Below are 13,860 nucleotides of genomic sequence, written 5' to 3' on the forward strand. Positions count from 1 at the left end.
ACACCGTGGCGAACGAGACCGCCGCACCGATCCTGCCCTGCACCGACGTCGACGAGACCCGCGAGTTCTACGAGAGCATCGGCTTCCGCACGACCTACTGCCAGAAGCGGCCCTACGCCTACCTCGTCGTGGAGCAGGGCGCGATCGCCCTGCACTTCGGGAAGGCGCCGGCGGGCCTCGACCCGGCCGACGAGTCGAGCGGCGGGCGGTGGTCTCCGTCGACGAGGTCGCGCCCTACCACTCCGGCTACGTCGCGGCGATGCGCGCGACCCACGGCCGCGTGCTGGGGCGCGGGCGCCCGCGGATCACCCGGCTCCGGCCCGGGGCCACGCGGTTCTCGCTCGTCGACCCGTCCGGCAACACGATCATCGTCGTGGCGCGGGAGGAGCCGGGCACCCTCGACCACGGCGGCTCCCCGGAGCCGGCCGGGCCCGCGAGGGCCCTCGACAACGCCCGGGTCCTGCGCGACTTCAAGAACGACGACCGGGCCGCCTACCGGAGCCTGCGCTCGGCCCTGCGCCGGCACCGCGGGTCGGCGTCGGCCGTGGAGCGGGCGCTCCTGCTCGCGCACCTCGTCGGACTGCGGGTGGCGCTCGGCGAGAGCGCGGCGGTCGCGGAGTACCGGGAGGAGCTCGCCGGCGTCGTGCTCGACGGGGAGGAGCAGGAGCGGGTCGACGCCGTCCTCGGGGAGCTCGGGGAGATCCGGGAGTTTGCGGGCGACTGGCGTCGTGGGTGGCATGTGGCCCCGGGGTCCACGCGGGGCCAGCAGCGGGGTCCCAGCGTCATCCGCGGGCCTCGGCCGGCGGGCCCAGCCCACTGTGGTCACTCCGACCGGCCACTCCGACCGGCCACCCCGTCCGGCCACGCCTTCGGGTCCGTGGCGCCGGCAGGGGGCTCGGGGCGGTTCGTCGGCGGCACAGCCGCGGCCGGCACCGCGACCTGATGTGTCCGCCTGTCCTGCCGACCTCCTCGCTGCCCTGCCGGCTCCTCGCTGCTCAGCGGCCGTGCGGGTGCGAACGGTTACTAGCGATTCGAACATATGGTCGAGTACACTCGGCCCTATGGCCGCGGTCCAGGAACCCCCACGCACCGGCCTCCCTGCCGGGGATCCGGGGTTCCCTCAGATCGATCTGGCGCTGGTGCAGCTGGCGGTGGAACAGGCCGCGCACGACGACCTGTCCGGTGCCTCCGAGGCGGAGTTGATCGACCAGATCCAGCAGCTGGAGTCGGTGCAGCACTCCCTCGCGGCGCTCCAGGCCACTCGGGTGCGGGCGTTCGCCCGGCTCCATGTGGAGAACGGCATCACCGCTGGACAGACCGATCCGGATCGGCTGCAACGTGGGGTGGTGGCCCAGGTCGGGTTGGCCTGCCGGGTCTCGCCGACCGAGGCCCGCCGTCGGGTGAGTACGGCCCGGGATCTGCACGATGGTCTCGATCACGTCCGTGGGCTGTTCGCCGCCGGGGAGCTCTCGGCACTGAAGGCGGCGGCGGTGGTGACTGCCTGCTCGGATCTGGACCGCGCCGAACGCGCCGCAGTGGACCTGCGCCTGGCCGCGCACGATCTGACCCGGCTGGGGATCCGGCGGTTGCAGGACCTCGCACGCAAGTTCGCCGCCGAGGTGGCGCCGGAGAAGTTCCTCGCCCGCGCCGAGTCCGCCCGAGCAGAGCGGCGCGTGACCCTGCGTCCGGCACCGGACGCGATGACGTATCTGACCGCGTATCTGCCGGTCGAGCAGGGTGTGGCGTGCCTGGCCGCTCTGAACAAGGCGTTCACCGAGGTGTCGGTGGACCCGGCACCGCTGACCCGGACCCGTGGTCAGGTCATGGCCGACGCGCTCGTCGAGCGGGTCACCGGACAGGCGATGGCGACCGATGTGGGCGTCGAGGTCCAGGTCGTCGTCCCGATCGAGGCGCTGCTGGACCCTGACTCACCACTCCCGGCGGAGATCCCCGGCCACGGCCCCGTCCCGGTCGACCTCCTCGCCACGAGCGAAGGGAAGAAGACCCTGCGCCGCCTGATCACCTCCGACGGAGTCGTGATCGGCGGGGACTCCCGCCAGCGCACCTTCACCGGCCTGCTCGCCCGGCTGGTCCGGGCACGGGCGGGGAACCGGTGCACCGAGCCCTACTGCGACGCCCCGGTCCGCCACATCGACCACATCCACCGAGATGCCGACGGGGGAGCGACCGACCTCGACAACGGACGCGGGGTGTGCGAGTTCCACAACCACGTCCGCGAACAAGCCGGCTGGCGCGTCGCCCGCGGCCCCGACGGAACGGTCCGCACCACCACCCCGACCGGACACACCTACCTCGCACCCGGATGACCGGATCCCTCCCGGCCGGTGCGTCGGTCCGTCGGCTCGTCGGTCCGTCGGCTCGTCGGTCCGTCGGTCCGTCGGTCCGTCGGTCCGTCGGCTCGTCGGCTCGTCGGCTCGTCGTCGCCCCAGGCGGATCGGCGAGGACAGCACGCCGAGCCCGCAACGCGCTCCGAGACGACGCCCTGGTCGACGCTCTCCGACACTTGTCGGATAACCTCCGCTCGGGTCCGGTCGACCGGACACCCTCCGCTCCCCCGACGATGCACCGGAGGCCCCGTGCGACGACACCGTGCCGCGGTTCTCGCGATCCTGTCCCTGCTCCTGCTCGGGACAGTGGCGGGTGTCGCGCAGGCCGGACCCGGCTGCAACGACGCGTGCCGGACGGACGGCGCCCGCGCCTACGTCGCGGCCCTGGCGAGCCACGACCCGTCCGGGGTGCCGTTCCATCCCGACGCCACCCGGGTCGAGGCCGGGCTCCCGACCGGGTTCTCCGGCGACCAGCTGCGGGCCGACCTGCAGTACGGCCCGCAGTACCGGGTGATCCGTGGGATCTCCGACGAGACCTACCGGGTCCGCGACGACGGCGTGGTCGAGGCCGGGTTCACCCTGGACGTGGGCGCCGGGCCGGTGGGACTGACGACGGCGCGGGTGCACGAGACGTTCCGCTTCCAGGACGGACTCGTCCGCGAGATCGTCGCCGACATCCGGATCGGTGGCTGACGTGCGGCCGACGAGCCGGCGCGGGTTCCTCACCGGCGCCCTGCTCGGCGCCGCCGCGCTCGGCGCCACGGGCACGGCGACGGCGGCCGCCCCGCAGCTGCTCCGCCGCGACGTCACCGAGATCGAGGCCCGGGCCGTCGTGATCGGCAGCGGGCTCGGCGGGTCGATCGCGGCCGCCCGGCTCGCCGAGGCCGGCGTCCCGACGCTGGTGCTCGAGCGCGGCCGCCGCTGGCCGACCCCGGCCACCGACACCTTCCCGACCTTCCTCCGCCCGGACCGGCGGTCGTCGTGGCTCACACCCGCACCGGTCTTCCCCGGCCAGCCGCCGACGCTCTACCGGCCCTACACCGGCCTGTTCGAGAAGGTCGGCGGGCGTGGGATGAGTGTCCTGTGCGGAGCGGGCGTGGGCGGCTCGACGCTGGTCTACGCCGGTGTCTGGATCAAGCCGGAGGCCGCGGTGTTCTCCGCCGCGATCCCCGGCATCGACCACGACGAGCTCGCCGCCGACCACTACCCGCGCGCCGCCCGGCGGGTCGGGGTCTCCCCGATCCCCGACGACGTCCTCGCGCATCCCGCGCACGTCGGGACCCGGCTGTTCCTCGAACAGGCCCGGCGCGCGGGTCACCGGGCCGAGCTGCTGCCGAACGCGACCGACTGGGACGTGGTCCGTGACGAGCTCGCCGGCCGCGCCACGCCGTCCATGTCGGTCGGCGAGTACTTCTCCGGCGTCAACTCCGGGGCGCGGCGGTCGTCGGACAAGAACTACCTGCGCGACGCCGAGGCGTCCGGCCTGGTCGAGGTCGCACCCCTGAACCGGGTCGTCGACATCCACGCACTGGCCGGCGGCCGGTACCGGATCGACGTCGAGCGGATCGACACCGACGGCGTCGTCCGGGAACGCATCGCCGTCACCAGCCGGGCGGTGTTCCTGGGTGCCGGTTCGACCGGGACGTCCCGGCTGCTGGTGCGGGCCCGCGAGACGGGCACCCTGCCCGACCTCACGCCCGACGCCGGGCGGTACTGGGGCAACAACGGCGACCGGATCCAGCTGCGCGCCGGTGTCCCCGACCCGGCGGGCGGGCCGCAGGCCGGGCCGATGGCCGCCGGGATCCGGCCCGCCACGGACGACCGCGCCGAGGCCGTGACGCTGACGTTCGGGCCGGCACCGCTGCCGTTCGACGCCCGCGTCATGTCGCTGCCGGGGTTCGGTGCCTGCGATCCGGTCGGCGAGTTCCGGTTCGACGCCGCGACCGGCGACGCGCCCCTGCACTGGGCACCCGACGGCGACGCCGACGCCCAGCGCACCGTCCGCGACCTCACCCGGCAGCTGATCGCGCCGGACAACCCGGCGGGCGCCGGACTGGGACAGCTGGTGTCCGACGTGGCCGGACGGCTGCCGGACGGCCTGTCCGGACTCGCCGCGCGCGCTGCGGACGCACCCGGCGGGGTCGTCGACCTGGGGACCCTCGACCCGATCACCTGGCACCCGCTCGGCGGTGCGGTGCTCGGGAAGGTGACCGACGACCGCGGGCGGGTCGAGGGTCACCCCGGCCTGCACGTCGTGGACGGTGCATGGACGGGATCCTGGCGGGCGACGCGATCTGAGCGATCAGCGCACCCCGAGCGCGGGCAGGACGACGGCGTCGACGTAGTCCCGCAGGTCGGCGGCACCGGGCACCCGGCCCGGCCCACCCGTCAGCGACGGCGTGAGCACCGCCCCGGCGAACAGGTGCTGCAGCCACCGCGCGGCCGGCGGCTCCGCGACCAGCTCCCCACGCCCGACCGCACGGACGACGACCGCGCGCAGTGCCGCGACCTCGGGCAGCAGCCGGGCCGAGAGCGCACCGAGCAGGGCCGGGTCGTCCTGCCCGGCCCGGGCGATGCCGAGCACGAGCGGCACGTTCACCGACGCCCGCTCGGCCAGCATGTCCGCGACCGCGTGCAGGTCACCGGGGAGCGTCCCGGTGTCGATCGTGCCGATCGCGATCCCGCTGCCCGCCGAGACCGCGTCCACCACCAGCGACGCCTTGTCGCCCCACTGCCGGTACAGCGTCGCCTTGCTGGTGCGGGTCGCGGCGGCGATCGCCTCGACGGTCGTCTCCTCGAACCCCCGCTCGGCGACGAGCCGCCGGGCCGCGGCGAGCACCTCCCGCCGCCGGTCCGCGGGGAACCGGCTGGTCACTCCCGGCGCAGGTAGAACACGAACGGCCGGTCCAGGCCGCGCATGTCCATGAGACCGAGGACGGTGTCGTCGTCGACGCGGCGGAAGACGTCGTGGATCGGCAGGTCGTCGTAACACATGGTGGCGCTGAGGACCCCGCGGTACTCGGTCATCCGCAGCCGCGCCTTCGGCGCCCGGGTGGCCAGCGCGGGACCCGCCTGCGCGGCGATCCGGGCGACGGCCGCGTTGCGCAGCGCGGCGGGGTACCGCAGGAGTGTCGGCAGCGGCACCAGGGCGGGGTTCAGGCTGAACCGGCCGCCGCGGGGGTGGTCCATGACCAGCGGGTGGACGTCGTCGGGGCCGTCGAACCGCTTCCCGTGCCAGCCGAAGCGCTCCAGCAGGCCGTCCATCGGGTTGCCGGTGGGGACCTCGCCACCCGCCCACTCCCCCAGCAGGTCGCCGACGGTGACCGCGGGCAGCCCGTCGAAGAAGGCCAGCGCCTCGTCGATCGTGGCGCCGTGCTCGAGGTAGCGGAGGGTGTCGGCGGGGGCGGTCGTGGTCATGGCCTCTCCATCGAAACGGGGACGTTTCGATGGACGTTACCGCTGCCGGTGCCCGGACAGCTCGATCTCCACCCGCGTCCCCGGGACGGCGCGCTCCGCCGGGACCCAGGCGCGGGCGATCGAGGTCCCCGTGAAGTGACCGGTGGCGGCGACGGTCACCCGACCGATCACCGGGCCGCGGCGCAGGTCGGGCGGCGGGTCCATCGGCACCGGGTCACGGGAGTACCGGCGGGACTCGGGGAGGTCGTACACCGGCTCCTGCCCGCACAGCACGACCCCGGGCCGGTCCACGACGAGCGTCACGAGTGTCTCGGCCGGACCGCCGGCGGCGCGCAGCGCGTGCACGGCGGCGCGTCCGACGAACGGCCCCTTGCCCGGGTCGACGAGCGCCCCGAGACCGACGGCGTCCGGGCCGTGCTCGGCGGAGAGCTCGGAGCCCCGCGTCGGGTCGCCCGCCTCGATGCGCAGCGCGTCGAACGCAAGCCGCCCGACGGGGACCAGTCCGTACCGCGCCCCCGCGGCGTGCACGGTGTCCCACAGCCGCTCGGCGTCGGCGGCGGCGCAGACGAGCTCCCAGCCGTCCTCGCCGATCCGGGAGATCCGCAGCCCCGTCACCGGGACGCCCCCGACGACGAACCGGACGACCCGGAGCGGCTCCGAGCGCACGACGTCGTCCGGGGACAGCCCGCGCAGGACCTCGCCGACCGCCGGGCCCCACAGCCCCAGGCAGGCGGTCGTCGTGCTGACGTCGGTGATCTCGACGCCGGTCCGGGCGTAACGGCGCAGTGCCGCGACGTCGCGGCGCTCGGCGAGGACGACGAGGAACCGCTGCGGCCCGAGCCGCGCGACGGTCGGGGCGGCGAGCACCCCGCCGTCGGCGTCCAGCATCAGGGTCTCGACGACGTGCCCGGCCGGCCCGTCGACGTCGCTGCAGACCAGCCGCTGCAGGAACTCCGCCGCGTGCGGGCCGGTCACCTCGACCCGGCGCTCGGCGGAGAGGTCGACCATGCCCGCGGCACGGCGGACGACGAGCGCCTCCGCCCCCGCGACCGGCGACCAGTCCCGCGCCGCCCGGCCCTCCCGCCGCGGGACCTCGCAGACCTCGGGCAGCGCACCGTTGGCGCCGAACCACAGTGGACGCCGGTCGGTGCCGTCCGCGCCGGACACCGCACGCAGCTCGACGTGCCGGGACCGGAACGGCCCGGTCCCGGTCGCGTCGGGGTCGAACCGGCCGACGTGCAGGCCGGAGAGGTCGATCGGCTGACCGCCGAGCGACGGACGGCCGGTGGTGATCCACTCGGCGAGCGCCTCCGCGAGCCCGGCCGAGTGTGCGGTGCGCACGGCGGCGGCCGTCCAGAACCCGGCCAGGTCGGGGTGCTCACCGACCAGCGGCCGGCCGTCCGGGGTACCGGCGACGACGACGTCGGTCCCCTCCGCGACCTTGGAGTCGCCGAGGAGCGGCAGCAGGTCCGCGGCCGCGTCCCAGGCGTCGTCGAAGTCGTCCGGGGTGAACCGCAGCCCCGCCGGGGAGGTCGGACCGGGCTCGACGCCCCGTTGCCGCGCGGGCGCGGCACCGATCCCGATGCGGTGCCTGTGGGCACGGACGCGCACGCCGGCGCTCCCCAGCACGGGCAGGGCGGGATCGGCCCGGCCCGACGCCGCCTCCAGCGCGTGGATCGTCTCCAGCGGACCGAGGGCGTCGGTCGTGGCGTACTGCCGCACGACCGGGGTCAGCGGGATCCCGACGCCCGCGAGCGCGCCGACCGCCGGGCTCCACGCGCCGGCGCAGCACACCACGACGTCGGCCGGATGACGCTCGTCGCCGCAGTGGACGGCGGTGACCCGGCCTCCCGCGCGTTCGACCCGGGTGACGGTCCGGTGCTCCAGGAGGACGGCGCCCCGCGCGGCGGCAGCGCCGGCCTGCACCCGGGCGACGGCGACGGGATCGACCGTGCCGTCGCCGCGGACGTGCAGCCCGCCGACGACGCGGTCGGCGTCCAGCAGGGGGTGCACGGTCGCGGACTCCCCCGGTTCGAGGATGCGGCTGTCGATCCCGGCGGCCGCGGCCCAGCCGTGCCGCCGGCGGAGCTCGTCGAGACGGTCGGGGGTGGTCGCGACCTCCAGGCTCCCGGACCGGGTCAGGAGCGGCAGGCCGTCCTCGCGCAGCCCCGCGTACGCCCGCAGTGTCGCGGACGCGAGCCGGCTCGTCGCCCGGCTCGACGAGACCTGCAGGACGAGCCCCGGATCGTGCGCGGTGGCACCGGCCGCGCCGTAGAGCGACCCCCGGTCGAGGACGGTCACGGCGCGATGCCCGCGCCGGGTCAGCTGATCGGCGAGGGCGCAGCCGACGACGCCGGCTCCGATGATGACGATGCGTGGGGAGGTGGACACCATGCGGGACTCCAGCGGCGAACCCGTCCGCCCGGGGGCGGAGCGACGAATCCGTCGTTGCGCAGGGGTCGACGCCCCACGGGAGTGGGGTGCCTACACACGGGATGAGCCGGCGGCCACCATCGATCCGACCGCGTGTGTTGCATGATGCGCAACGTCGAGGTGCTTACCGCAACACCGTGCAGGGCGCGGGAGTCCGCTGTCAATAGCGCGTCGACCAGCGGATCCATGAGATCGACGCGACGATGCGGGCAGGCGCTCCGCTGTCGTGGAATCGCTGCCTGAGGAAGCGATTCCACGGAACCCCTCCCCCGCCGCCCGGGCGAGTGACCGCCCGGCCGCAGGGAGGCCCGCTCAGCGCAGCACCGACCCCTTGGTCTCCGGCAGCGTCAGGACCGCGACGAACGCGATGACCGCACCGACGGCGACGTAGACGAAGAACAGGATCGCCAGGCCGGCCGCCTGCAACGACTGCACGACGAGCGGCGCGGTCCCGCCGAACACGGCGACGGTCAGGTTGCACCAGGCACCGATGCCCAGACCGCGGACCGACGTCGGGAACAGCTCGCTCATGATCGCCGGGGCGATCGAGGTCATCATCGTGTAGAGCCCGAGGCCCACGACGAAGACCGCGAGCATGTTCCAGAAGCCGGGTCCGATGAGGAACGACAGCGGCACGACGAGGATCGCCGTCGCCGCGGACCAGATCAGCAGCTGCGGTCTGCGCCCGTACCGGTCGGCGGCGGCACCCATGGGGTACTGCAGCAGTACGAAGATCGCCGTCGCGATCGACAGGGCGAGGAAGACCTCCGTCGCGTCCGCGCCGCGGGACTTCGTCGCGAACGGCGTGAGCGCGGAGAAGAACGTGTAGTAGCAGAGCGTGTTCAGCACGGTGAAGCCGACGAGCTGTGCGACCGCCCTCGGGTGCTCGCGCAGCGTCAGCATGAGCGGGTTCCGGATCCGGGCCGCGGTCTCCTTGTTCTGCTCGAACTGCTCGGTCTCGGCCATCTGACGCCGCATCCACATGCCGATCAGGCCGAGCACGCCGCCGATGATGAACGGGATCCGCCAGCCCCACGACGCCAGCTGGTCCTCGGTGAGCGCGGCCGACAGCCCGAAGCCCATCAGCGAGGCGATGAGCACCGCGGTGCCGGTGGAGATGTAGAAGAACGACGAGTAGCGCCCCCGTCGGTCCGCCGGCGCGATCTCCGCCAGGTACGCCGACGCGTTCGACACCTCCCCGCCGAGCGACATCCCCTGCGCGATCCTGGCCAGCAGCAACAGGACCGGGGCGAGCCAGCCGACCATCTCGTACGTCGGCAGCAGGCCGATCACGACGGAACCGCCCGCCATCAGCAGGATGGTCACCAGCATCGCCGTGCGGCGGCCCCGGAGATCGGCGAAGCGGCCGAGGAGCAGCCCGCCGAGCGGCCGGAAGAAGAACGCCAGCGCATAGGTGGCCAGCGTCGAGATGAGGGCGAGCGCCGCATCGTCCGGCGGGAAGATCTGGGGCGCGAAGTAGATCGAGAACGTCGCGTAGATCGTCCAGTCGTACCACTCGACGGCGTTGCCGATCGACGCCGCGACCAGCGTGCGCACCGGTAGCCGGTGACGTTCCGTGGACCCTGCGGTCGGAGAGCTGGTCACGGCACCCCCAAGCGAATTACCGGCAAGTCGACGAAGCGTAACCACGTCCGTTCCGTTCCGAAAGCCCGACCGGGTCGCCGTGACGCACCGGTCGTGATGGGGTCGGGAGCCGCAGCGACGTACGCCCAGAGGAGATCCGCATGCCACTGTCCACCCCCGTCGACGGCTTCCGGCTCGCCTACGACCGCCACGGCACACCCGGCGCGCCGCCCGTCCTGCTGCTGCACGGCTGGCCCGGCGACCGCACGGACCACGCGGCGGTGGCGGCGGAGCTCGCCGGGACCCACGACGTCGTCGTCCCCGACCTGCGCGGCTTCGGGGAGTCGGACAAGCACGACCGCGACCCCGTCGCCGCCTACGGTGCCGCGGGCCAGGCGGCGAGCGTCGCCGCCCTGCTCGACGAGCTCGGGCTCTCCGGCGTCGTCGCAGGCGGGTACGACGTCGGCAGCCGGGTCGGCCAGCAGCTCGCGACGGACCGGCCCGACCTGCTGCGCGCGCTCGTCGTCACACCGCCGGCGCCGGGCGTCGGCCGGCGGATCCTGGACCCGGACGCGGTGCGCGAGTTCTGGTACCAGGCGTTCCACCAGCTGGATCTCGCGCAGGAGCTGGTCGACGGCGACGCCCGCGCCACCCGCGCGTACCTGCGGCACTTCTGGTCGCACTGGTCCGGGCCGGACCACACACCGGACGACGGCAGGCTCGACCACCTGACCGGCGTGTACTCCCCGCCGGGCGCGTTCGTCGCGTCGATCGGCTGGTACCGCTCCGGTGGCGGCGCGGTCGCCCGGTCGCTGGCCGAGACCGCCCCCGCCCCGGAGGAGCGGATCACCGTCCCCACCACCTTCCTGTGGCCCGACCACGATCCGCTGTTCCCCCGGGAGTGGTCGGACCGGGTCGGCGAGTTCTTCACCGACGTCACCGTCGTCCCGGTCGACGGCACCGGGCACTTCGTCCCGGTGGAGGCACCGGCGACGTTCGCCGCCGCCGTGGTCGCCGCCCGGTGACCCGGTGCGACGATCGCCCCATGGGACTGCCTCGGGTACACGACGACGGACCGGTCCGCACGATCACGCTGGACCGTCCGGACCACGCGAACGCCCTGCACCTGGAGGACGTCGGCGCGATCGGCGCCGCGGTGCGGGACATCGGGCCGGACATCCGCGTGGTGGTGCTGACCGGTGCCGGGGAGCGGGCCTTCGGCGCGGGGATGCACCTCGACGTCTTCACCGGCGCAGAGCCGGGTGACGGCCGGGCGATCATCTCCCGGCTCGCGGACTGCCTGCGGACCGTCCGCACCGCCCCGGTCCCGACGATCGCGCGGCTCAACGGCGTCTGCATCGGCGCGGCCTTCGAGCTGGCGCTGGCCTGCGACCTGCGGGTCGCGCACGCCGGCGTCCGGGTGGGGCTGCCCGAGGTGAAGCTCGGCATCCCGTCCGTCGTGGACGCCGCGCTCCTGCCGCACTATCTCGGCGCGTCGCTCGCGCAGGAGCTGATCCTCACCGGCGACCTCTACGGGCTCGACGAGCTCGGCGCGGACCGTCTCCTCAACCGGCTCGTCGGCACCCCCGCGGAGCTCGACGACGCCGTCGCCGCGCTGGCCGCGACCGTCGCCGCCCCCACCCGGGAGGTCGTCGCCGCGCAGAAGGGCCTGTTCGAGACCTGGCGGGAGACCGGGATCGGCGACTCGGTGACGGCCAGCGTCGACGTGTTCGCGGACGTGTTCGCCGCGCCCGCGACCCGCGACGCGCTGCGGGCCTACCGGAATCCTTAGGCTCGGGGTATGGCCGTCACCACGAAGATCGCGGACCTGACCGGTCCCGGGCTCACCGACGCCTACGGGATCGGCGGCACCGACCTGGGAATCGTCGAGACCGCACCGGACGGGCGCCTCGTCGCCGTCTTCGGCGACACGTTCGACCGGGCCGGGGTCGGCGGCCCCGGCTGGCGCTCGCCGGTCGTGCTGTTCGCCGAGCCGTCCGGCTTCCGGTCCGGGCTGACCTGGACGGGTTCCGGCGGCGACACCGCCGACTACGCCTGCCGGCTCGTCGCCAAGCCCGCGACGAACTGGTTCCGCCTGCAGCGCCGGATCACCACGATCCTGCCCGCCGACGTGATCACCGTCGGCGACACGATGTACCTGCACGTCATGGCCAACAAGGGCCTCGGCAACGTGCTCTACACCGAGATCCTCGCCTCCACCGACAACGGCGTGACGTGGGAGCGCACCGGCTGCTCGTGGCCCGGGAACCACCACGACGGCCTGTTCCAGCAGCTGACCTGGTACCTCGACGACGACGGGTACGTCTACGCCTACACCACCGGCTTCCAGCGCCGGGACGGCCTGCTGCTGCACCGGGTGCCCGCCGACCGGATCACCGACGCCGACGCCTGGGAGCCCTGGGGGTTCGCCGGCGAGCGCTGGGACTGGGGGAACCCGCCGACCCTGACGATCCCGGGTGCCCTCGGCGAGCTGAACCTGCGCCGGGTCCCCGGCCCGGACGGCCGCGAGCACCTCCTGCTGACCTTCTTCGACGCCGGCAACTACCGGATCGACGCGATGTTGCTCGACCGGCCGAACGCCGACCTGCACCGGGCGCCGCGCACCACGCTGCTGCAGGGCTGCGGCTGGGACGACGAGGACCACGGCACCGGCCGCGTCGCCCAGCTGTACGGCGGCTACGTCGTCCCCGGCTCGACGCTCGACGACCTGCACCTCGTCGTCAGCCAGTGGAACACCGCGACGAACTGGCCGTACCGGTCGATGCAGTTCCGCGCCGACGCGAGCGACCTGCTGGGCCTGCGTGCCTAGTCCGCCGGGCTCCCGGGCGGCAGCAGGCTGAGGTACCAGCGCCCGCCCTTCTCGGTGACCGACAGCGTGGTGTGTACCGCCCCGGACCGGATCTCGACGCCGTCCGGGCCGGTGCTCGTCAGCTCGGCCGTCCCGGCGGCCCGGATCCGGGCGGCGTAGTCCTCGGAGAACGACGACTCCGGGGCGTCGAGCAGCAGCTCGTGCAGGCCGTCCCCGTCGCCGGCCCGCAGCACGGCGGTGGCCCGCTCCACCAGCGACGCCGGGTCGTCGGCGCCCCGATCACCGGTCGACGCGATCAGCACGGCGACGCCGCCGATCCAGACCGCCACGAAGACGGCGGCGAACCAGCTGAGCAGCGTGCGCCGGCGGCCGCGGCGCTGAGTCGGGATCATCGCGCGCCGAGTCTGGCAGAGCCACCGCACACCGCAGCCTGTGACCCGCTCACCGCCACCGCGGGGGGAACGCCCGAACCGGCGCCGCGACGCGCGTCGTAGGTCCGGGTGAGATCCCCCGTGAGTCGTGTGTGGAGGTGGACGACGGTGGCCCGATGGTGGCGCCCGGCGCTGCTGGTCCTGCTGGTCGCGGCCGGCTCGGCCGTGCTGCTCGTGACCGGCCTGCCGACCCTGGACGGCATCCGTGCGGTGACGCTCGGCGCCGGCTGGGCGGCCCCGGTGCTGTTCACCCTGCTGTTCGCGGCGTTCACGCTGGTCCCGGCCCCGGCCCCGGCCCCGGCCCCGGCGACGCTGATGGGGATCGCGGCCGGTGTCCTGTTCGGGCTGCCGGTCGGGCTGGCCACGACGATGGTCGCCGTCGCCACCGGGTCACTGGCCGGGTTCGTCGTGTCCCGGGTGCTGGGGCGCGAGGTGATCGCCGGGCTCGGCAACGCCCGGATCCGCCGGCTCGACGAGCGGCTGCGCCGCGGCGGGCTCTGGACGGTGGCGGGCGGGCGGCTGCTCCCCGTCATCCCGTTCCCGGTCCTCAGCTACGCCTGCGGCCTGACCGCGATCCGGATGCGCGACTACCTGGTGGGATCGGTCGTCGGGGTGCTGCCGTCGGCCGTGGCGTTCGTGACGATCGGGGCCCACGGCGGCGACCCCGGCTCCGTGCCGTTCCTGCTGGCCGTCGCCGGGCTGGTGGTGCTGACGATCGGTGCGGTCGTCGCCCGGCGACGGCGGCCCGCGGCGGACGGCCCGGTGGCGGTACCCGCGGACGAGCCCGCCCCGGCGGCACCCACCGGCTAGGGCCCGG

Annotated in this window: 12 protein-coding genes; 8 read left to right on the plus strand and 4 right to left on the minus strand. The window is 74.5% G+C overall.

Features of this window, described 5'->3' with window-relative positions; genetic code table 11:
• Positions 1-208: 208 nt before the first annotated feature.
• The 4 genes from Ae150APs1_RS32620 to Ae150APs1_RS30970 all read left to right on the plus strand — a co-directional run bounded on the left by Ae150APs1_RS32620 (position 209) and on the right by Ae150APs1_RS30970 (position 5,238).
• Positions 209-943 carry a hypothetical protein gene (locus tag Ae150APs1_RS32620; protein ID WP_075296128.1) on the plus strand — a complete coding sequence of 245 codons (735 nt, stop codon included), beginning with the start codon at positions 209-211 and terminating at the stop codon, positions 941-943.
• A gap of 118 nt (positions 944-1,061) precedes the next feature.
• Positions 1,062-2,327, plus strand: coding sequence for an HNH endonuclease signature motif containing protein (locus Ae150APs1_RS05095; RefSeq protein ID WP_075296130.1), 1,266 nt, complete (start codon positions 1,062-1,064; stop codon positions 2,325-2,327).
• A 270-nt stretch (positions 2,328-2,597) separates the two neighbouring features.
• A complete protein-coding gene (locus Ae150APs1_RS05100; protein ID WP_060575638.1) occupies positions 2,598-3,041 on the plus strand; it encodes a hypothetical protein in 444 nt (147 codons plus the stop codon).
• Positions 3,034-5,238, plus strand: a complete 2,205-nt coding sequence (locus tag Ae150APs1_RS30970; RefSeq protein WP_139316807.1) for a GMC family oxidoreductase N-terminal domain-containing protein — start codon at positions 3,034-3,036, stop codon at positions 5,236-5,238. Before Ae150APs1_RS05100 ends, Ae150APs1_RS30970 begins: the two co-directional genes overlap by 8 nt.
• Here the strand turns inward: Ae150APs1_RS30970 and Ae150APs1_RS05120 are convergent.
• From Ae150APs1_RS05120 to Ae150APs1_RS05130, 3 genes are all read right to left on the minus strand, one after another.
• Positions 5,220-5,765: a DUF4334 domain-containing protein gene (locus tag Ae150APs1_RS05120; RefSeq protein WP_010225138.1), complete on the minus strand. Its 546-nt coding sequence runs from the start codon at positions 5,763-5,765 to the stop codon at positions 5,220-5,222. The genes Ae150APs1_RS30970 and Ae150APs1_RS05120 overlap by 19 nt on opposite strands.
• A 36-nt stretch (positions 5,766-5,801) precedes the next feature.
• Complete coding sequence (locus tag Ae150APs1_RS05125) at positions 5,802-8,159, minus strand: FAD-dependent oxidoreductase (RefSeq protein WP_083703809.1); 2,358 nt, start codon at positions 8,157-8,159, stop codon at positions 5,802-5,804.
• Positions 8,160-8,510: 351 nt separating this feature from the next.
• The gene (locus Ae150APs1_RS05130) at positions 8,511-9,755 is read right to left on the minus strand and encodes an MFS transporter (protein ID WP_170918044.1); all 1,245 of its coding nucleotides are present in this window, start codon (positions 9,753-9,755) and stop codon (positions 8,511-8,513) included.
• A gap of 188 nt (positions 9,756-9,943) precedes the next feature.
• Between Ae150APs1_RS05130 and Ae150APs1_RS05135 the strand changes: the two genes are divergently transcribed.
• From Ae150APs1_RS05135 to Ae150APs1_RS05145, 3 genes are read left to right on the plus strand one after another with little or no spacing between them, the layout of a single operon-like run.
• Entirely contained in the window at positions 9,944-10,807 is an 864-nt protein-coding gene (locus tag Ae150APs1_RS05135) for an alpha/beta hydrolase (protein ID WP_060575632.1), read from the plus strand.
• 20 nt (positions 10,808-10,827) lie between these two features.
• Positions 10,828-11,574 (plus strand): enoyl-CoA hydratase/isomerase family protein, encoded by a 747-nt coding sequence (locus Ae150APs1_RS05140; protein ID WP_075296134.1) that lies wholly within the window; start codon positions 10,828-10,830, stop codon positions 11,572-11,574.
• A 9-nt stretch (positions 11,575-11,583) separates the two neighbouring features.
• On the plus strand, positions 11,584-12,612 hold the full coding sequence (locus tag Ae150APs1_RS05145; RefSeq protein ID WP_075296136.1) for a DUF4185 domain-containing protein: 1,029 nt from the start codon (positions 11,584-11,586) through the stop codon (positions 12,610-12,612).
• Here the strand turns inward: Ae150APs1_RS05145 and Ae150APs1_RS05150 are convergent.
• Positions 12,609-13,004 (minus strand): hypothetical protein, encoded by a 396-nt coding sequence (locus Ae150APs1_RS05150; protein ID WP_075296138.1) that lies wholly within the window; start codon positions 13,002-13,004, stop codon positions 12,609-12,611. The genes Ae150APs1_RS05145 and Ae150APs1_RS05150 overlap by 4 nt on opposite strands.
• A gap of 147 nt (positions 13,005-13,151) precedes the next feature.
• Between Ae150APs1_RS05150 and Ae150APs1_RS05155 the strand changes: the two genes are divergently transcribed.
• Positions 13,152-13,853 carry a VTT domain-containing protein gene (locus tag Ae150APs1_RS05155; protein ID WP_075296140.1) on the plus strand — a complete coding sequence of 234 codons (702 nt, stop codon included), beginning with the start codon at positions 13,152-13,154 and terminating at the stop codon, positions 13,851-13,853.
• The last annotated feature ends 7 nt before the right edge of the window (positions 13,854-13,860 follow it).

This window comes from Pseudonocardia sp. Ae150A_Ps1, assembly GCF_001932315.1.
Lineage (GTDB): Bacteria > Actinomycetota > Actinomycetes > Mycobacteriales > Pseudonocardiaceae > Pseudonocardia.